The organism is Granulicella mallensis MP5ACTX8 (assembly GCF_000178955.2).
Classification (GTDB): Bacteria; Acidobacteriota; Terriglobia; order Terriglobales; family Acidobacteriaceae; genus Granulicella; species Granulicella mallensis.
The window spans coordinates 3,062,969-3,083,467 of sequence record NC_016631.1; the positions used below are offsets into that span (position 1 = coordinate 3,062,969).

A 20,499-nucleotide genomic window follows, 5' to 3' on the forward strand; every position below is an offset into this window, starting at 1 on the left:
GATGATCCTTCTCTTGACTCAGGCTACAAGCTTAGACATTACTTTCCCGTGCACAACGAGTTCGCTCAAAGGCACAGATGGTTCCAACTTTGACTTCGATATTCGTCAGACGAAGCAAGTCTGACGATGTCATCGTCACTCGTTAGTTTGCGGAAGGTTTTTCGATACGATCGAGTACAAGAACATCGGTTGCAGTCTTCTTCGCCTCCAGTTTCAACCCAAGTCGCTGGATCGCCTCAAAGAATCCTGGTGCCTCTTCAGCGCCCTCGGAAGCCTTTGTAATCGGGATCGGCAGATGCCCCTTGAACTGCGAATCATCGGGGGCAAAGGTAAGGTTGAAATCGTACTTTCCTGAAATCCCTGTCTGATCGACCACTGGACGGTCAACCACCACCATCTGCAGGGCGTCCGCAAACTGCGCCATGGTGAAATTTACCACCGGGATGGTTACTCCCCCAGGAGCAGGCCTCAACCCGAAGCCTCCCCCCGGTCCGGGAAATTGAGTTGGAGTCAGCTTCGGTCCGTCCTTTCCAGCGGTCAACACGAACGCCGAAAGCTCTCGTTTGTCGTGATGGAACTTTACCTGAAACCGATCGACCAGCAGCTTCTGAAATACAGTCTGCAACTGCTTAGTGTCTGGATCCCCCTCCACATTTACTGTGGCCTCGATATCGTAACGATCTTTGTCCGACCAATCCGGCGCTCCTACAACCTGTTTTGCCTGAAGGTGATATGCAAAGCAGATCAGATCGACCAAAGATGCATTGTTTGAGATGACGGCATGCCCGTTAAAACCAATACTCTGCACGTTTGGAGATCCGGAGTTATTCGGCTTAATGGTCGCCACATCAAACGAAGGGTCGGCATCTGCCGCCATCGCCTTCCTAGGTACAAATGCCGGAATCTCCCACGCTGTCTCCGTAGTCGCCCGCACCAGAGTCAGCGGCCGCGGGGTGGGCCCCTGGCTCCAGGTTCCTACGATGGATTTACCATCCGCACTCAGCTTCCCTTCGTATTTACCGAAGAACCACTCAGCCTTGAAAGTAGAATCATCCAAAGCGACAGAAGAAGAGCTCATCGGTCGAGCATCCTGATCAATGCTGTACATGACAGCCTTCAACTTGCCATCGTTCTTTGAGATTTTGAAAACAGTCCGGAGATCTCGATTGCCCGTCAACGTTCCCTGCCAAGTCCCGGTAATGCCTGTTGCATTCTCAGTCGTGGTCTGGGCTTGCACATGCTTGATGTGTACCAGGCCAAAGATGACCGGCGTCGTCACGGCAACGATTGCAGCGATACCAAGCAAAAGCTTTCTGCCGAAATCGAGTTTCCGCACTGCCTGCTCGGTCATGATTCGCACGATGCGCCGCTTCAAGTCCGCCCCGGTAATTCCTGAGACACAAGCCAACGGCGACTCGACGTAGAACTTGCAGACGCTGAGGATGCTCTCGGCATAGAGGGGCGCGTCGTTACCCGACTGCAGTACGGCTTCGTCGCAGGCCCGCTCACGCTCATCCAACAGCCGAGCCTTAATCCACCACACCGCGGGATGAAACCAGAAGAGCGTTTCCACGATCATGTGGATGGCCGCAGTGAGATTGTCGCGCCGCCGAATGTGGCACATCTCATGAGCGATGATCGTGCCGAACTGCGGCGGGGTAAGACGTTCATCGATTCCCTTCGGCAGCAGCAGCACAGGACGAACGATACCGAAGACGCCAGGCTCAAGAAGGTTGGGAGAAGAGAGAACAGGCAAATCTCCCAGCAGCGTCGTCTGGGTAGAAGCACGGACAATCGCGCGAACCTTCCACCAACTGCGTGCCCAGGAAAACACGATAGCCAGCGCGCCGCACAGCCAGACTGCAAGCAGTATCAGCGGCCAAACCTCGGTGTGGGTCAAAGCTGCGGCAGAAGCGGTGCCAGCATGAACGGCAACAGAAGAAGTAGCAGTGGCAGAGGCCGCAGTCTGGGCAAAGGGCTGCGTGAACTGCTCCATCACGTCTGCGAATGCTGGCTGTTGAATAGGAGTAGCCATCCTAGCGCGCAGCGATTCACCGGCCACAATAAGAAGTGAGAATGGAACTAGAAACTTCAGGGACGAGATCATCCACACCCAATAGCGCATCCTGGCGTGATTATTCCGCAGAGCCAGTGTAAGGAGCCATGCCATCAAAACGATAACGGTCGACTGCCAGAGATGATTGACCAGCGCCGCAGTCCGCATTTCATTCCAGAATGATGAAAGCATCATAGCTTCTTCTCCTTTGCAGAAAGGCTCCTCAACGTCTTCTCCGCTTCCTTTACATCCTCCAGCGTGAGTCTGCCGGATTCGATCAGATGCACCATGACAGGCTGCGTACGTCCCCCAAATAGAGCTAACAGGTCGTCGACAAGCCTGCGCTGTGCTGCATCGCGAGAGATCGTTGCTTCGAAGACATGGAAGTTTCCGACCTTCCTCACGCGCCGCAGTATCTTCTTCTCTTCCATGCGGTACATGGTGGTTTGGATCGTCGTATAGGCAGGCCTTCCCTTCTCAGGAAAAGCTTCCTGTATCTCGCGGATTGAGGATTCGCCTCGAGTCCAAAGCGTCTCCATGATCCGCAGTTCGAGTTTCGTCAGTTTGGGTCCCGGCATCTTAGCAACTACCTCTGTGTTTTTCTCTACTACATATGTGGTAGAAGCTACCACGAGTGTTTGAGCGAAAGCAAGAAGAGATAAACGGGGGTTGATTTGCGAACCGGGGCCGCCAAAGATCCGCAGCGAACAGCTTTGGGATGCCTAATCTTCAGAAGGCATCTGAACGTGGTCGACGACGAGTGTGTCTACTGGGCCTTTGGAAGGTTGCAGTTTGAGACCTAGCTGCTCCTGCAAGGCCGTGAAGAAGGGGGCCGCGGAGGATTCGGAAGAAGCATCCGGATCATCCTCCGGCGCCCACTCCAACAGGAGATCGTATTTACCTGTAAGCCCGGTCTTATCAGCGACGGTGCGATGCAGTCGATCCCCTAACATATTCGCCAAGATCCCCAAAGAAATAGCATGAGCTGTAAGTTCTGTGTTATAGACCGTCACGCCGCCACGCCCCACGCCGTTTGGGCTTTTATCTTCAGGAGAACCCTCAGGTGCGGACTCCTTGAACTTTGGGCCATCTTTGACGAGGATCATCTCGTAAAGGGGAAGCACTTTGGTTTCGGTGTGAGCCTTGAGCTGGAAACTGTCCCTCAGAAATTGCTGGATCATGGACCGGCGTTGTTGGCGACTAAGCTTCCTCAGAACCTCGACGTCCGGTTCGACGATCTTTGCTCTGACATCGAAACGCGCCGAGTTTGCCCAGCCTGGCAGGCCAAAGACTAAATCCTCTTTTATACCGTAGGCGTCCTCAAGAAGCCTCTTCAATGAGACGTTCGTTGCGGAATAGCTGTCGTCGTTGCTGTGGATGCTGACGCTCCCACTCTCGGACTTGTTGGGCTTAATCGAGACGATATCGTATGCGGGTGCTGTAGCTTCTGTGACGACGGGCCGAGAAGGCGTTCCACTTTGGCTTGAGATCGCCTGTCCAAACAATCTGCTTATAGGAATCATGAGCAGTACGGCTAGCAGCGCAACGCAAACTGCCGTCTTCCCAATGAGTTTGCTCATACCTTGATCGATCCTCTTCTTCATACCGGTATTTACTAATTTTTTGAAGGTTTTTCGACAGCATCGATCACCAGGGTCTCGACTGGCCCCTTTGTCGGTTGGAGTTTTAAGCCGAGTTGCTCCTGCAGGGCGGTAAAGAGAGTCGGCCCTGCATCCGCGGAGACATCGGCAGCCTCTCCTTCCCCAGGATTCCATTTGAGATCGATATCGTACTTGCCGGCGATTCCGGTCTTGTCCAGCACCGTACGCTGCATGGAAGACGACAACCCGTCGGCCAGGTCCTGAAGTGTTACGGCCCCTCCCTTGAACATACCTGGCCCCAATCCCCGAAAATTCGGAGATGATGGTTGTGCCTCTTTGATCTTGAATCTGCCTTTTTCCTTTACCAGTTCATAGATAGGCAGCACCTTTGTTTCGAGGTGGGTCTTCAACTTGAAACGATCGACAAGGAGAGACTGAAGCATCGCCTGGCGCTGCTCTGGAGACAACTTATTGAAGGCATCTACATCTGCGCCAGCGACCTTGGCTTCGAGATCAAAGCGAGTTGAACTCATCCAGCCGGGAGCGCCAGAGATAAGATCCTGTCTGATCCCATAGGCATAGGCAATGAGTACCTCCAACGAAATATTCGTTGCTCGAAAGCCATCGGACATATACGTCGACAGCATCGTGTACTCGGCAGACTTACTTTCCTTGACGGAAACGACATCATAATCCGGCACCTTCACCTCGGAGTTCGCGGTCTTCGAGGTGAAGGTGGATGGACTGGGCGAGCCTTGTGCCGATGCGTTCGCGGCGGCGCACAGCAGTGCTACCGCAAATACTGGAATGTAAATTTGCCTACGTATAAACCGTTTGCTCATGGCGCGAACGAGACTCTCTTCGATATGGTTAGACGAAGTTCTCGCCCTCGACTAATTTGCCGAGGGCTTCTCCACTTTATCGATAACGATCACGTCGACGGGAGTCTTCTTAGCCTCTAACTTCAGGCCTGCCTGAGCTTGCAGGGCTTGAAAGAGATCGGGAGCAGTTTCTGTCGCATCGGTCTGCGGCGGCAACTTCGGTGGATGACCGTTGAACTGCGAGTCATCAGGTGTGAATGTGAACTTGAAGTCGTACCTGCCTGTAATGGCTGTCTGATCTACTACAGGGCGATCCAACACGAGCATCTGCATGAAACTCGTAAAATCTTCCATCGTCGAATTGATTACGTTCAGCGTTACACCGCCGGATCCTGGTCGCATACCAAATCCAGGGAGTGGACCGTTCAACTGCGTCGGCGTCAGCTTTTGTCCATCTTTTCCTACCGTAAGCACGAAGGCCGAAAGCTCTCGCTTATCGTGATGGAAGGTCAGCTTGAAGCGATCCGTCAGCAGTTTTCGCATCATGTTTCTTAGCTGCTTATCGTTAGGTACGCCCTCCTGGTCGGGCACACCATCGATGTCGTACCGGTCTTTGTCCGCCCAATCGGGGCCACCTATGATTTGTTTCATCTGGACGTTGTAAGCAAACGCGATGAGATCACCCAGCGAGCCGTTGCGAATGGTAAAGTTGCGCCCTCTCACGAAAAGCCCTTGCATGCTCGGGCCTCCGGAGTTGTTTGGCTTAATGGTCGCTACGTCAAACGCTGGGTTCGCATCTGCCGCCATCAACTTTGGGGGTGCCGGAGGTGCTGGAATCTCCCACGCTGTTTCCTTGGTCGCTCGAGCCAGGTTCAGCGGTAGCGGACTGCCCTGTATCCAACTTCCTGCGATCGACTTTCCGTCCGTGCTGAGCTTGCCTTCATAATTGCCCATGATCAGTTCGATCTTCAGGGTTGAATCTACGAAGGTGACAGACGAAGCCTTGAAGGGCTGTCCTCCCTGATCGATGCTGTTCATAACAGCTCTCAACTTGCCGTCGTCCTTCGAGATGGTCAGAACGAGTCGCAGTTCTTTTCCGTTCGGCGGCGCCAGCGTCCCCTGCCATGCGCCGGTAATGTCCTGAGCGAACAACGCGCTCCCCGATAACGTTAAGAACGCGATGATCCACAGAATCATCTTCTTCATAGACAATCTCCTGAAACCTGTTTACAGACTTCGACCAGGGCCCGGCAAGAAAACGGCGTTGTGTCTTTATAGCAGTTAGACGATGTGCTGTAGGAAAATGGGATCGAAAATCGGCAGCTCTCAATACATTGGGCAGAAGAAGACGCCATGCAAAGGCATGGCGTCTTCTGTGTCTGTATCGAAACAGCTTATGCGTTGCGGAGATTGCCGATCATAGCCTGAACGTCCGCGACGTCCACCACGAAGCGGGATGAGCCATCAAACTGGTCTGTTTCCTCCAGCACCCAGTTGCGCTCATGCTGCATTCCGCTGGCTTCGCTGCTGCGGAGTGAACCATGGAAATGGTTCGCACCAGTAGATCGAGCGAGGGCGATTGCATCCTTGATGCGGAGACCTCCCCCGACAGCGATCTCAATTCGTCCAGCAGCTTGCTGTACCAATTGCGCCAGCTTGCCGGCTCCCGCCAGAACATCGGGTTCACCACCCGAAGTGAGAATACGTCTGCATCCTGTGCCAAGGATATCTTCGAGGGCTTGCTCAAGAGCGACGGTGTAGTCAAAGGCCCGATGGAACGTGACTTCCAGCGGTGCAGCCAGCTCTACGAGTTCACGGGTACGCTCGACATCCACCGTGCCATCGGCACGGAGAATACCGAGGACAAAACCTGTAGCTCCAAGGGTGCGTGCATGAGAGAGGTCTTCCTGCATGAGCTTAAACTCATCCTCCGTATAGAGGAAGTCGCCGCCGCGAGGCCGCAGCAGGACATGCACGGGGAGCTCGCTGCGCAGAACCGCTGCACGGATAAGACCGTGGCTGGGTGTGAGGCCGCCCTCACTGAGCGCGGAGCAAAGTTCGATGCGGTCCGCCCCTCCTTCGCGTGCTGCGAGGCAGGCCTGGATACTCTCCGCACAAAGTTCGAAGACAATCTTGCGCATTAAATCACACGGACCAAATGAAACATTTCAATTCTTTGAAAACGGTGAAGCTCGCAGCCCCGATGCACAGCACCGGGGCTGCAAAACTTTACAGAGTAAGAGAAGGAGGGAGGCTGGAAGCATCCGCCCCAAGAGTAGCGCTAGGTTCTGGACCCATTTCGAGGACAAGCTTTCCGCCCTGTGCTATATCTTCGTGGCGGAACCAGGTTCTCTGTTGCGGCTTTCCATTCAGCGAGAAGGCCTGTACGTACTGGTGTGCAGGGTCTTTGCGTCGCACTTCGATCTCCAGCTTTTTGCCGCCGCCGAGTTCAACCGTTGCACGCTCGAAGAGCGGTGAGCCGATGATGTAAACACCGCTGACAGGGTCCACGGGATAGAAGCCCAGCGAGCTGAGAACGTACCATGCCGACATCTGGCCTACGTCTTCATTGCCCTGCAAACCGTCCGGCTCTGCGGCATACATCGTCTCGAGCAGACTGCGGATACGACCCTGGGTCTTGTGCGGAACTCCTGCATATACATAGAGGTAAGCGATGTGGTGCGAGGGCTCGTTACCGTGTGCATACTGCCCGACAAGGCCTGCGATATCCGGCGGTGCGTTGGCCGGCAGTGTCGATGGCGCGCTGAAGAGCCCATCGAGCTTGGTGACGAAGGGATCTTTGCCGCCAAAGAGCTGGATAAGACCGGCAACGTCATGCTGTACGCCGAAGGTGGTCTGCCAGGCGTTGGATTCGGTGTAGTCGCGCCACTTGGTGGAGTGTCCCAGGTCAATGGGATTGAAGGGCGTGGTCCAGCTACCGTCCTCCAGCTTGGGCCGCATGAAGGCGACGGAAGAGTCAAAGTAGTTCCGATAGTTGGTGGAGCGCTGGGTGAGCATGGCCGCATCGCTGGTCTTGCCGAGCTTGCGTGCGACATGCGCGATCGACCAATCGTCGTAGCAGTATTCGAAGGTCTTCGAAACCGACTCTTCTTCCTTGTCCGCGGGAATGAAATGAAGCTTGCGGTAGTAACCCAGGCCGCGATAGTCGTCGACCATGGCGCGCTTCATCATGAGCCCATAGGCCTTCTCCCAGTCAACGCCGGTAAAGCCCTTGTTGCAGGCCTCGGAGATCACCGCCGCGGAGTGGTAGCCGGTCATGGTGCCGGTCTCTCTTCCCATCAACGGCCAGACGGGCATTCCATCGGGGCTCTGCTCGGCCATGCGGATCAGCGTGTTGACGAACTGCGGCACGCGCTCCGGCTCGATGAGCGTGTAGGTCGGGTGCGCCGCGCGGAAGGTATCCCACAACGAGAAGGTGGTGAAGTTCCGCTGTCCAGCAGGAAGCGTGTGGACCTCGTTGTCCATGCCGCGATACTGGCCGTCGACATCGTCAAACAACGCCGGTCCGAGCGACATATGATACAGAGACGTATAGAAGATGCGCTTATGCGTCTCGTTCGCTGTCTGGACCTGGATCTTGGAGAGCTGGCGGCGCCAGGCATTGCGGGCCGCCGTGCGTACCTGATCGAAGTTCCATGCCGGAATCTCCGCTGTAAGGTTCTTGGCTGCACCCTCCGGGCTTACGCCGGAGAAGCCAGTCTTTACCAGAATGGCCTCGTTCGCCTTCGTCTTGAAGTACAGAACGGCCTTCAGGTTCTTGCCCGTCAGATCGGTTCCGCTTGCCGGTGCTGCTACTTCCTGATTGTCGGAGTAGAAGACGATGCGTTCCGGCTTCTTCGAAAACTGCATGGTGAAGTTGGAGTGGCGGTCATTTCCCCAGGCAGCGGTGCGACGGCCGCCGGCGAGCGTGTCCGGCGCGGGCTGGCGAAGCTCTGCAGCATTCACGAGGCCAGGACCAGTGCCATCCCCTGCACCGTAGCCATGCTGCAGGTCGACGATCAGGTAGGCCTGCTCGCTGGCAGGAAAGGTATAGCGATGAATGCCTGCGCGCTCCGTTGCGGTCAGTTCGACGTGGACCTTATAGTCCTTCAGGATCACGGAGTAGTAGCCCGGCTCGGAGTGCTCATCGGCATGATCGAAGCGCGAGCGATATCCGGCATCGGGATTCTTGCGGTCTCCAGCGATAAGATGAGCGGGTCCGGTACCTGCCATGACCAAGAAGTCCAGAAGATCGCCGCAGCCGGTACCGCTAAGATGGGTATGGCTGAATCCCATGATGGAGTCATCCGAGATGTGATAGCCGGAACACCAGTCCCAGCCATCATTAAACGTGTCAGGGCTGAGCTGAACTGCGCCGAAGGGCATGGCCGCCCCCGGAAAGCAATGCCCATGTCCGCCTGTACCGATGCGCAGATCGACCCAGCGAAGCGGATCTTCTGCGGTTTGACCATGGGCGGCATGAGCCAGCTTGCTGGCTGGGAGAGTGCTGATAGCGCAAGCAGCAGAGGCGCGCTGCAGGAAGGTCCTACGGGTGATCATAACTACTCCATGGGAGAGAGGAGTTCTCCCGGTCGTACAAGACTTTGATCGGATGACTGCCGATGTTGCATCATTGTGACTGATTGAACGCTAAATGCGCAACTATGACAGAATGGCTCGAAAGTGAATCCATGCAAATTACAAATTCAGGGTACAGCAGACGTGATTTTATAAGAGCAACGAGCCTCGCTACGCTTGGTTGCGGAATTTCCGGTCTCCCACTTTCAGGCATGGCGAAAGCCCAGGTACCTGCGACGGATCACTGGGACATAAAGCAAGGCAGGCCGAAGCCCGCCGATCGCCGCTTCAGGAGCGCCGCCGTCGAGGAGTTCCTGACGGATCGCAGTGCCCGAATCGGTGATCCTGCGCTGGCAGCTCTATTTATCAATTGCTTTCCGAACACGCTCGATACGACTGTCGCGCCGGGACAGTTCGAAGGCAAACCCGATACAGCGGTGCTCACCGGCGATATTCCCGCGATGTGGTTACGGGATTCCTCCGCGCAAGTGTGGCCTTATCTGCAGTTGGCGGTAAAAGATCGTGCGTTGCGTCAGCTTCTGGAAGGTGTCATTCGGAGGCAGACGCGCTGCATCCTGATCGATCCCTACGCGAACGCCTTTATGGCCGATCTAGATGCTCCTCCGCTGTCCTGGAGCACTAAAGATCTGACCGACATGAAGCGTGGAGTCGGGGAACGCAAATGGGAGGTCGATTCGTTATGCTATCCGATACGGCTGGCCCACGGATATTGGAAGCAGACAGGTGACACCGGCCCGTTTGATCAGCAGTGGCGTCAGGCGATGCGGTTGGTCGTCGACACGCTGCGCGTTCAGCAGCGCAAGCAGGGTCTGGGGCCGTACCACTTTCAGCGTGAGTCGACGGTCTCGACGGAGATGCTGCCCGCACATGGCTTCGGCAATCCGGTTCGCCCTGTGGGGCTGATCGCGTCTGGCTTCCGTCCCTCGGACGATGCCTGCATCTTCCCTTTCCTGGTTCCGTCCAATCTGTTCGCTGTAACGTCGTTGCGGCAACTGGCGAAAATGGCGCACGCAATTCTGCACGATGAGGCCCTGGCCAATGACGCCAGTTCCCTCGCTAGCGAAGTAGAGCAGGCGCTGCAGCAACACGCTATTGCTACGACCCCTCAGGGCACGATCTGGGCGTACGAGGTCGATGGCTTTGGTGGGCAACTCCTGATGGACGATGCCAATGTTCCCAGCCTGCTGGGACTGCCCTATCTCGAAAGCTCGCCGGACAAGGACCTCTATGCGAGAACTCGTGCTTTTTGCTGGAGCGACCGCAATCCGTGGTTCTTCCGTGGCACCGCAGGAGAAGGCATTGGCGGACCGCATGAAGGCAGAAGGATGATCTGGCCCATGTCGCAGATGATCTATGCGTTCACGAGCAGCAATCCCAGCGAGATTCGTCAGTCACTCAAGATGCTGAAGAACTCTGCCGAAGGGTTCGGCTTCATGCATGAGAGCTACGATCAGGACAATCCGAAGAAGTTTACAAGGGAGTGGTTTGCCTGGGCGAATACCCTGTTCGGAGAGCTTGTCGGTACGTTGGCCGTGAGCCATCCTGAGTTGTTGCGCTCTTAGTTTGGCGTTTCCGAAATCGTGCGGAAGACAGACTGTCTTTGCACTTGCCTTTCTTGTTGTCATTCCGAGCGTAGCGAGTGAATCTGCTGCCTCCCGCTCTTTGCTTGTATTGCCCAGAAGTCTTGTGCAATACCGAAATGCTGTGCTGCCACTGATGCATAGCACCAGTGGCAGCACGAACGAAAAACGGGAGAAAGCAGATTCACTCGCTCCGCTCGGAATGACAACCAGAAAAACAACGGCCTCTTGTGGGGTCTACTTGCAGGCCTTCACTTCCCTGTCCTACTTATGTCCGGCCTGCACCGTAGAGTCAAAAAGCGATCGCACAGCAAGCGCCTTCTGGATCTCCGCCAGAGAGACTTTACTCGCAACGTGAATTCTGCGTGGCTCATGGGGAAGAACGTCGAAGTAGTTGTCGTCCAGCTTCGCATCGAGATCGCCAAAGCTGAGAGCCACCGCACGCGCCAGCACCGGAGTGCTCAATTCCACGACAAAGCCTGAACCTTCGGTGTGCACCTGGGCGTTGATTTGCGGCTGTTGAAGAGCGAGATCGGCACTACGAGTGAAGTAGACGTTGCGAGTCGCCAGGGATCGACCCTCTTGCTCAAGCGAGAGAACAGCAACTGTAGCCGTAGGATCGAAGCCTGCAACGTTGGTGAGCGAGATAGGAGCCACGGGCGTGCTGGCCAAAGCCGCGACCGAGACAGGCTGATGCTGATCGCTCAGGACCGTCCCATCGAAGCGCATAAACCGAACACGGAGAACAGCGGCGCGCGGCGTCTGCTCATCAGAGACGATGTGCAGACGCAGTTCATGCCCGGCACTGTCCAGTTCGGGCGTCAGGACGATCGGCGCATAGAAACGCTTTGCATAGTACTGAAGCGCCTTCCAGCGGCCGTAGTAGTCAATAGAGGCCCATGAAGCTACGGGCCAGCAATCGTCGAGCTGCCAATAAAGCGTTCCCATGTTCTGCGGACGCAGGCTGCGCATGTGTTCGACGCCAAACTGGATGGCCTCAGCCTGCATTAGCTGGCTCAGGTAGACGAACGACGGAAAATCGCGAGCAGGCCGGAACTCAGCCTTAAGGTATTGCTGCATGCGATCGAAGCCGTGGATGAAGCGTTCGTGGGTGAGCAACAGGGGTGAGCTTAGATCTTCCTCCTTGCCAGCGAAGCTACGCACGGTACGCAGATCGGGCATGGATTGGAAACCGAACTCGGAGAGAAAGCGTGGAGCTATTTTGGCGTAGTCCGTGTAGGGTGCTCCTGCACTCCATACGCTCCAGGAGTGCACATCGCCATTGCTGTCTGTGCCGCCGGCATCGTCAAAGTTGGAGCCGGGCGAGCTGGGCCAGTAAGGCACGCCATTGCCATGCTCGGCCACAGCGCTCTTGAGGATGTCGCGAAACATGACGACGTAATCCTGCCAGACACGTTCGCGCTGGGCCGACGTGACGTCCTTCTGGAACTTCTGCTGATCGCCCCAGTTATGCCAGGCCGTCTCGACTTCATTATTGCCGCACCAGATCGTCATGCTGGGATGGTCGCTGAGACGCTCGACCTGCTCTGCAGCTTCGGCCTGGACGTTCTCCTGGTAGGCCTTGTCTCCGGGCACCATCGCACCGCCAAACATGAAATCGTGCCAGACCATCAGTCCGAGCTCATCGCAGAGATCGTAAAAATCATCGGTCTCGTAGAAGCCACCACCCCAGATGCGCAGCATGTTCATGTGGACATCGCGCGCCGAGGTCAGGATCACGCGTTTCTGAGCAGTTGTCGTACGAGGTGGAAAGCTATCGAAAGGAACAACGTCTGCGCCCTTCGCGTAGATCGGAACCCCATTGATGATGAATGTAAAGCTGGTTCCCCACTGATCCGGCACGCGCCTCAACTCAACAGAGCGCAGGCCTGTGTGCAAGGTAGCAGTTGCAAGATGCTGGCCACCCCGTACAAGATTGACCGCAACCGTATAGCGACTCTGCGGACCATAGCCATTGGGCCACCAGAGCTGTGGATGATCGAGTCGTACCGGAACCAGTAGATGATTCGCGCCGCGATCGAGTTCTACAGAGATCTGCCGCACGGGCAGCGCGTGGCCGGCGGGATCGGTGAGGTGCACTTCCAGGGTTGCCGAGCCTGCGACATCAGAGTCCAGTGCAACGCTTACGTTCGTGATGGCACGGGCAGCAGTGACGGACTCCTGCTGAAGATGCAGGCTGCGGATGCGAGCCCCGCTCCAGGTATCCAGATGTACCGGGCGCCATATACCGGAGGTTACGAATCTAGGGCCCCAGTCCCAGCCGAACTGGTAGGGAGCTTTGCGCATGTAATGTCCGACGGGATAGATCCCCTTCGCGGGATTGAAGGGCTCGTAGCCAGTCCCAGGCAGGACATAGGGAGCCTTCGCCACCAGAGGCGTCACCGTATTCATCGGCGAATGGAAGAGGATCGTGAGCGTGTTATGCCCTGCAACCAAATAGGGCTTCGCATCGAAGGTCCATGAGCGGAACATATTGTCCGTGTGCAGGACAGGCTTGCCATTGAGTTGAATGTCGGCAAAGGTATCGAGCCCTTCAAAGACCAACTCCGCGTGCTGCTGATGCAGGGCGGCCGCGCTCACCTCGAAATCGCAGGTGTACTCCCAGTCTGTTCGTTCGATCCACTGGAGGCGTTTTTCGTTATCCCCGAAGAACGGATTAGGAATCAGACCCGCGTGTTCAAGATCGGTGTGAACTGCGCCGGGCACAGTAGTCGGATGCCATGCGGTCGTTTCGGGGTGGTCTGAAGACTGGACGGCACGAAAGCGCCAACCCGTCGTGAGCTGCCGCTGCTGCAACTGCCCTGTCGGGCCAACTGCTTCGGTATGCTGCATCTTGTCCTGAGCTGTCAGCCGTGCTGCAGAGGTAAGAGAGAGGCTAAAGACAAATAAAAACAGGACTGTTCGTTTGATTCCCCGCAAAGAAAACTCCCTCAGTAGCACGCCGTTCGATGATATCGTCTCCTGTGATTGTGGTCATCCCTATGGGAAAAATCGGCGACGAGAGGCTCTTCCGAATGAGCAAAAAAAGGGGCAGAGCCGAAGCTCTGCCCGTAGAAGTACATCTTGGTGATGCCTCTTTAGAAGCTATATTTGGCACTCACTTGCACGAGGCGCTCTGTCGAACGCACGGTGTTAATCTGACCGAAGGTCGAATCGCTGATATTGGTATCAGGATTGCCCAGGCTCGGGTGGTTGAATACGTTGAAAGCATCGAAGTGGAAGTTCAGGACATGTTCCGCGAACAGATGAAAATCCTTGGACACAGAGAGATCGGCAGTCCAGTAGCCAGGACCACGAACGCTGCCATTCGATGAGGAGCCAAACGCATTGGAAGCTGCTGCACCAAAGGCGCACACTCCGTTATCGACTCCAGCTTGCTTACATGTAAGCGCAGAAGGATCAGTTCCAAACCACGCACCAAGCTGACGATGAGCGATCTTCAAGGGCCGGTACTGGTTGGCACGTGAGACTCCATAACTGTTTGAGCCATCATCCGGTCCTGTGATCGTTTCCGGAAGGCCCGAGTAGGCAAAGCCGGTACTGGACAGCTTCCAGCCGCCAACAAAGACATCCACAACACGGTTAAGACCTGAGCCGAACTGCTGTCCGCGCCCAAAAGGCAGCGCGTACACCAGCAGCCCCGACACACTGTGCTTCACATCGGTTCCGGCAACACCGTAGTCGGCATGGCTATCGTAGTAGTTCTGGAATGCGCCGCTATATCCATTGACGTTGAGAGCATAGTTTCCAAGGCTGTTCGTCATGGCCTTGCCATAGGTGTAATTGAAGGTGAACTCCAGACCGTGTGTTGCACGCTGGCGCAAGGTAGTTTGCAAGGCGTTGTAGTTCATCAGGCCTCGCGATTCCGTAATCAACAACTTGCTTGAGCCGACGCCTAGCGCCGCGTTGTTGAAATAAGGAGCCGTCGTGGGATCGCCGTTCACCAGGTATTGGTTGACGTTGCCGTAGTCTTCGATGTGTTGCCCCTGCTCTCCGAGATACCCAACCACAAGGGATGTCGTACGAGTGAGAGCATATTCCGTGGTCAGGCTCCACTCCTGCACATAAGCCGGCTGAATATTCTGTGGATAGATGTTGTAAGACGAACCGTTGAAGTTGATATCGCTTGCATTGTCGACCGCGAAGCCCTGCTCCGCCGTGCGGGGAGCCTGTCCAGGATTTCCTGGCGTAGGTGCGACCTGATTTATGTCTACGGATTGGACAAAGGGAGTAATGGAAGTCAACCTCTGATTAGCAGCGTTGCCCTCAAAGAAACTGGTTGCACCATAACCGCCACGAACGACGAAACGGTCCGTAGCCTGGTAAGCAAAACCGAAGCGAGGCATGATCTGCTTGTAGTTTGGCTGATAGCAGGCGCGATTGCTACAAACCCCTGAGCCGGCCGGGGCATTGGCAGGAACACTTCCTGCGTAAATGACCTGACCTGTGCCGACCAGAACATTGCCGGTCTTGTTGTTTTGCTCATACCAGGGCTGATCGTACTCATACCGGACGCCGAGATTGAAGGTCAGGTTAGGGAAAGCCTTCCAGTCATCCTGGATAAAGCCGGCGGCGCGCCACTGGCGGTTGCCTACACGAATTCCCTGAGAAGTAACCGTTGCTTCCGTCACACGGTCCAGAAGAAAGTCGGCTGCGCCATCACCGAGCCCCTCGTCTGCACTAGCGTTGGCCGTATAACCGCCCTTGTAGAGCAGTGAGCCAAGAAAACCGGCGTTATTGTCGGTTGTGTAGTTATTCTCATAACGTAACGCCTGCACACCCGCACTGATGAGATGCAAGCCACGCTGCCAGGTAATGTTATCCATGTAGGTAAAGGTGTTGTCCGTAATGTTGGCATCAAACGCTGGAGTGCCGCCACCCGTGATGGAGCTGGGGTCCGATAGGTTCTGAAACGAATAGCCGGGATCGGACTGTACAGCGAAGGGGATTCCCACTTTCGCATTTCCAGTTAGGCCAAACTGTCCACTTGGATCGCTCGGATTGGATTGGCGAAAGATGACTCGGGTATATCCCGCGCGAGCGGAATTAACGATTGCAGGAGAAAAAATATGGACCCAGTTTGCACCCATAATCTTGGTGGGATAGCGATTGAGGGACGGGAATGAGATCGCCAGGACCGTGCCAGCCTGATCGTAAGCAGTGGATTGTGAGTAGAACCCGGTAATCTTATCTGCGGCACGAGGATCGTATTCGATTTTGACGTCGAACTGATTGTTGACCGTATAGCTCTTGTCCACACCGTGATAGTTATTCGAAGCAATGCCGTCATCGGGTATCGCATTGGGGAGCGGATACAGATCAGGGTGCGCGAAGAGGAACTTTGCCACAGGATTCAAAATCGAAATTTGATTGTTCACAAAAGGGGCAAAATGATTCAGTGGATCATAGAGCTGAATGGGCGCGTTCGCTACGCCGGTGGCAGCTCCTATCGGAGGATTCAGCAATGCTGAAAAATCGCCCGATCTCATGGCAGAGGTAAATACAGAAGTTTTGTCCGTTTTCGTCGTGTGATATCGATTGCCCAGATAATCGCCGAAGAAAAACAGCTTATCCTTCTTGATCGGTCCACCCAGGGTGCCGCCAAACTGTGTTTGCGTGAAAGGGTTAATCGGCGTGAACGTTGCGTTATGATCGTTCCCCCATGAGTTAGCATCCAGGGTCTGATTCTGGACGTAGGCATAGGCCGAACCATGGAACTTATTAGTTCCGCTCTTCAATACGCTGACAACTCCACCGCCATTTACATTGCCATACTCCGCAGGAGAGTTTGCCGTTAGAACCTTGATCTCCTGAAGAGCTTCAGGCGCTGGGTTATACGCAATGATGTTGTTGAAGGTCTCATTCATATCGATACCATCAAGCGTGTAGTTGTTTGCCTGAGATCGATTTCCATTGATGCTCGGAACATCGGAGTAATAGGTATCACGCTCGATAGCGTTGTTACCCGTCAGTCCGGACGTGCCGTTTGTATTGATGGCGCCGGGAATGAGCATAGTCAGGGCAGAAAAATTAAGGCCATTGAGTGGCACATTCTGAATAGCATTCGCCGTAAACGTCGTGCCTAATGTCGCATCGCTGGTATTGAGAATGGGCGCGGCCGTCGAAACCTCTACCGTCTCAGCCGTGCTGCCTACCTTGAGAGCCACATTGAACGTCGCGATCTGGAGAATTTCGAGCGTAAACGGAGGCACGGTCTCCTTGCCAAACCCGTTGGCCTCTATCGTGACCTGATACCGCCCGATCGGCAGGTACTGGATGCGATACAGGCCGGATGAGTTGGTGCTTGTCGGCGAATCCACACCGGTGTCCAGGTCATGCGCGATGACCCTGGCTCCCGAAACAATAGCGCCGCTCGAATCCGTCACCGTGCCGGTGATGGAGCCGGTGACGTTTTGTGCCTGCGCAAACGGTGTACAGAAGAGCGTTGCCGTGGCAATCGCAATCCCGGAGAGGTACTTGAGAAGCTTCTTCTTACTGGCGAATTTCATCATTGAGAGAACTCCAGGAGTGCATCGATATGGAATGGGCCCACATGCGGGTAGAGCTTAAGCTCTGCCGCATATCCGCTCGACGGGGCTGCTATGCAAATCAAATATGGAGAAGAGCATAGAAACCTACATGAACACTTGTCAACATAAAGTTTCAGAATTATGACGAAACTTGCTTCATATGCTCAAATGGTGGCACGACTTCCCTCTCCAACTTTGCTGACTGTAGATTTGTTCTTTATTTAGAAGGGACTTAAAACATGGCTCCAAAGACGCAGGACCGCGCAAATCAGATCCTTCATCTTCTTCTTCAGAAAGGCCAGAGCTGCGTTGAGGACCTGGCGGTTACGATCAATGCTTCTCCGGCGAGCGTACGGCGCGACCTCATCAAACTCGCACAGCGCGGCCTTGTGAACCGCACTCATGGCAGCGTGGAACTGGCCGGAAAGATGACCTACGAGCCGTTCCGGTTTGACGCAGCCTTTCCGCTGCGCGCAGAACGCTTCGCCGATGAGAAGCGGCGCATCGCCATTGCTGCCGCCGAGATGGTCAACGAAGGCGATACGGTTGCGCTATCGTCAGGTACAACCACCACGCAGGTCGCCCGCAGCCTGCGGCATCGTGAAGGCATCCATATTGTGACGAATGCGGTGAATATCGGGATGGAGCTTTCCAGCCTTCCGAACGCGCGTGTGACTCTCACCGGAGGCTCGATCCGGTGGCCCGGCGCGTTCTCCATGGTCGGCGCAACGGCCTTCGATTCGCTGCAGCGGCTCTTCTTTGACAAGGTGTTTATGGGTGCCTGCGGGATTCATCCCGAGCATGGCCTGACCGTGATCGAATCCGACGAAGCTCTGATCCTCGGCGAGATGGTGAAGCATTCCAAGCAGGTGATTGCGGTGGCCGATGCCAGCAAGCTCGGCATGTTTACCGCGACCAAGGTCTGTGGCACCGACGCCCTGCATGCCATCATCACGGACGACAGCGTTGACCCCGGGCTCGTCGAAGATTTTCAGCGCAAACAGATCAAAGTAATCGTTGTTTAGCTGGCGTGAATGCGCTTGGTCGACAAGTAGCGGTATCTTTACTAATAGAAGTAGTTTTTTATCGGAACATCCTTTGCCCCCCACCAGGAACCCAGGTAACACTGAAGGAGTAGCAATGAATCACCCGTCGCCCCTGCGTCATTACCGCAATCAACTTGTCCGTTTTGGGGTACTTTGCTTGATTGCCTCTCCCTTTATGTCCGCACAGACTTCGAACACCCTTCTTCCCAAGCCCGCGCAGATGACCGTTGCCGCCGGTTCGATTCCCTTCACCGGAAACTTCACGGTCTCGCTCAACGGAGCGCACAATCCCATCCTCGAAGCGGCAACGCGCCGCACCCTCGACGCCCTGGAGCTCTCTACTGGAATCCCCCTGGGCAAAGGATTGCAGGCTCCTGACGCAACCCTGACGATCCAGGTGCAGGACCCCTCGGGCACGCGTCCAACGCTGGACACCGATGAAAGCTACTCCATCCATTCCACGGGTAACAAGATCGTCTTGAAGGCCGGTAATGTCTTCGGAGCTCTCCATGGCCTCGAGACCTTGCAGCAGCTTCTTCAGGTTGAAGGCGGAAACTACGTCATTCCCGCGGTACAGATCGACGATGCTCCGCGCTTCCCCTGGCGCGGGTTCATGCTCGATGTGAGCCGCCACTTCATGCCCTTGCCGGTGATCTACCGCACGCTGGATGGCATGGCTGCCGTCAAGCTCAATGTCTTCCACTGGCATCTCACGGACGACCAGGGCTTCCGCGTCGAAAGCAAGAGATTCCCCCAGCTCACCCAGGTGGGATCTGACCACCTCTTCTATACGCAGGATCAGGTACGCGCCGTCATCGCCTATGCCAGCGCGCGCGGCATCCGTGTCGTGCCGGAGTTCGACGTCCCCGGCCACGTTACCAGCTGGCTGATCGGCATGCCTGAGCTTGGCAGCATCCAGCGTCCTTACGCACTCGCCCGCACCTTCGGAGTCTGGGATGGAGCACTCGATCCCACCAAAGATAGTACCTATCAGTTCCTTGACGCCTTCATCGGTGAGATGGCTGACCTCTTCCCCGACGAGTACATGCACATGGGCGGAGACGAGAGCAACGGCAAGGACTGGAAGGCGAATCCGCAGATCGTGGACTTCATGAAGGCGCACAATATGAAGTCCACCGAGGAACTGCAGGCCTACTTCAGCGCGCGCGTCCTCGAGCTGGTGAAGGGACACCATAAGCAGATGGTCGGCTGGGACGAGATCCTGACCCCCAACACGCCGAAGGATGCCATCATCCAGAGCTGGCGCGGTGTTGAGTCACTTGCCGTAGCCTCGAAGCAGGGGAACAGAGGTATCCTCTCCGCGCCCTATTACCTCGATGGGATGAAGACTTCCGAGCGGATGTACCTGGACGATCCGATCCCCGACGGTTCCGCGCTCACAGCCGAACAGCAAAAGCTCGTTCTCGGCGGCGAGGCCTGCATGTGGGCTGAGCAGATCACCCCGCAGACCGTCGACTCACGAGTCTGGCCGCGCACGGCCGCCCTTGCGGAACGCTTCTGGTCCCCACGCGAGACCCGGGACGTTCCCGATATGTATCGGCGCCTCGCGGTCGAATCGCTGCGGCTGGATGCCCTGGGACTCACCCATATCTCCGGCCCTCAGTCTGGATTGAGACAGCTTGCCGGCGGCGAAGAAGGAGCGGCCCAGCTTGCGGTACTCGCCTCCACGCTCAGCCCTGTCTCCTTCGGCGAACGTTACCACCAGCAGAGGACCTCGCAGCTCACGCCGATGGGTAATCCCGTCGACTACCTGCGGCCCGATCCTGCCCTTCGCGAGAATCTCCTTCTGATCGCCGACCGCTATCTGCACAGCACCTCGCCGGCAGAGCACTCGGCAGCACGTCAGCAGCTAGAGAGCCTCTTCCAATCATGGATCGATTCCGGTCCCCGGCTGGATAGCCTTGCTGCGGATAATCCCCGGCTGCGTCAACTCTCTGAGCGCCGCATACAACTGGTAAAACTCGGGACTCTCGGCGTTCAAGCGCTCAAGGCTATCGACTCGCACAAGGCCCCAAGTGCGGCGTGGATTGAGCAGCAGAATGCGCTCCTGAAAGAAGCTGGAAGCCACACCGAGCTGACTGATTTCGTTGTCCTTCCTCCTCTGCAACAACTCCTTGAGGCTGCTGGAAAGCACTAATTCGTAACGATCATCCACTGGAGTTCTTCGGCCTGGTCAACGCCTGTTGATGTTGCGCTGAAGGACTCCAGTTTTTATTTCTGCAAG

At 55.8% G+C, this 20,499-nt stretch carries 12 protein-coding genes; 3 read left to right on the plus strand and 9 right to left on the minus strand.

Annotated features, from left to right (window positions below; all coding sequences use genetic code 11):
• Window positions 1–142: 142 nt before the first annotated feature.
• From ACIX8_RS25260 to ACIX8_RS12535, 7 genes are all read right to left on the minus strand, one after another.
• Window positions 143–2,251 carry a M56 family metallopeptidase gene (locus tag ACIX8_RS25260; protein WP_014265707.1) on the minus strand — a complete coding sequence of 703 codons (2,109 nt, stop codon included), beginning with the start codon at window positions 2,249–2,251 and terminating at the stop codon, window positions 143–145.
• Window positions 2,248–2,634 carry a BlaI/MecI/CopY family transcriptional regulator gene (locus ACIX8_RS12510; RefSeq protein ID WP_014265708.1) on the minus strand — a complete coding sequence of 129 codons (387 nt, stop codon included), beginning with the start codon at window positions 2,632–2,634 and terminating at the stop codon, window positions 2,248–2,250. The genes ACIX8_RS25260 and ACIX8_RS12510 overlap by 4 nt, the downstream gene beginning before the upstream one ends.
• A 144-nt stretch (window positions 2,635–2,778) precedes the next feature.
• Window positions 2,779–3,660 (minus strand): TIGR03435 family protein, encoded by an 882-nt coding sequence (locus tag ACIX8_RS12515; protein WP_150110591.1) that lies wholly within the window; start codon window positions 3,658–3,660, stop codon window positions 2,779–2,781.
• An 11-nt stretch (window positions 3,661–3,671) separates the two neighbouring features.
• On the minus strand, window positions 3,672–4,499 hold the full coding sequence (locus tag ACIX8_RS12520; RefSeq protein ID WP_014265710.1) for a TIGR03435 family protein: 828 nt from the start codon (window positions 4,497–4,499) through the stop codon (window positions 3,672–3,674).
• A 51-nt stretch (window positions 4,500–4,550) separates the two neighbouring features.
• Window positions 4,551–5,684, minus strand: a complete 1,134-nt coding sequence (locus ACIX8_RS12525) for a TIGR03435 family protein (RefSeq protein ID WP_014265711.1) — start codon at window positions 5,682–5,684, stop codon at window positions 4,551–4,553.
• A 188-nt stretch (window positions 5,685–5,872) separates the two neighbouring features.
• Window positions 5,873–6,619: a copper homeostasis protein CutC gene (locus ACIX8_RS12530; RefSeq protein WP_044176670.1), complete on the minus strand. Its 747-nt coding sequence runs from the start codon at window positions 6,617–6,619 to the stop codon at window positions 5,873–5,875.
• A gap of 88 nt (window positions 6,620–6,707) precedes the next feature.
• On the minus strand, window positions 6,708–9,038 hold the full coding sequence (locus ACIX8_RS12535; protein WP_014265713.1) for a GH92 family glycosyl hydrolase: 2,331 nt from the start codon (window positions 9,036–9,038) through the stop codon (window positions 6,708–6,710).
• Between the two features lie 230 nt (window positions 9,039–9,268).
• Here ACIX8_RS12535 and ACIX8_RS12540 point away from each other — a divergent pair, with 230 nt between their 5' ends.
• Window positions 9,269–10,639, plus strand: coding sequence for a glycoside hydrolase family 125 protein (locus ACIX8_RS12540; RefSeq protein WP_150110592.1), 1,371 nt, complete (start codon window positions 9,269–9,271; stop codon window positions 10,637–10,639).
• A gap of 282 nt (window positions 10,640–10,921) precedes the next feature.
• Here the strand turns inward: ACIX8_RS12540 and ACIX8_RS12545 are convergent, their stop codons facing one another.
• Window positions 10,922–13,510, minus strand: coding sequence for a beta-mannosidase (locus tag ACIX8_RS12545; RefSeq protein WP_044176672.1), 2,589 nt, complete (start codon window positions 13,508–13,510; stop codon window positions 10,922–10,924).
• A gap of 245 nt (window positions 13,511–13,755) precedes the next feature.
• Complete coding sequence (locus tag ACIX8_RS12550) at window positions 13,756–17,190, minus strand: TonB-dependent receptor (protein ID WP_014265716.1); 3,435 nt, start codon at window positions 17,188–17,190, stop codon at window positions 13,756–13,758.
• Window positions 17,191–17,447: 257 nt separating this feature from the next.
• On the opposite strand from ACIX8_RS12550, the gene ACIX8_RS12555 reads away from it, so the two are divergent.
• Both ACIX8_RS12555 and ACIX8_RS12560 read left to right on the plus strand, forming a co-directional pair.
• Window positions 17,448–18,233 carry a DeoR/GlpR family DNA-binding transcription regulator gene (locus tag ACIX8_RS12555; protein ID WP_014265717.1) on the plus strand — a complete coding sequence of 262 codons (786 nt, stop codon included), beginning with the start codon at window positions 17,448–17,450 and terminating at the stop codon, window positions 18,231–18,233.
• Between the two features lie 115 nt (window positions 18,234–18,348).
• Window positions 18,349–20,412, plus strand: coding sequence for a beta-N-acetylhexosaminidase (locus ACIX8_RS12560; RefSeq protein ID WP_014265718.1), 2,064 nt, complete (start codon window positions 18,349–18,351; stop codon window positions 20,410–20,412).
• Window positions 20,413–20,499 lie beyond the last annotated feature (87 nt).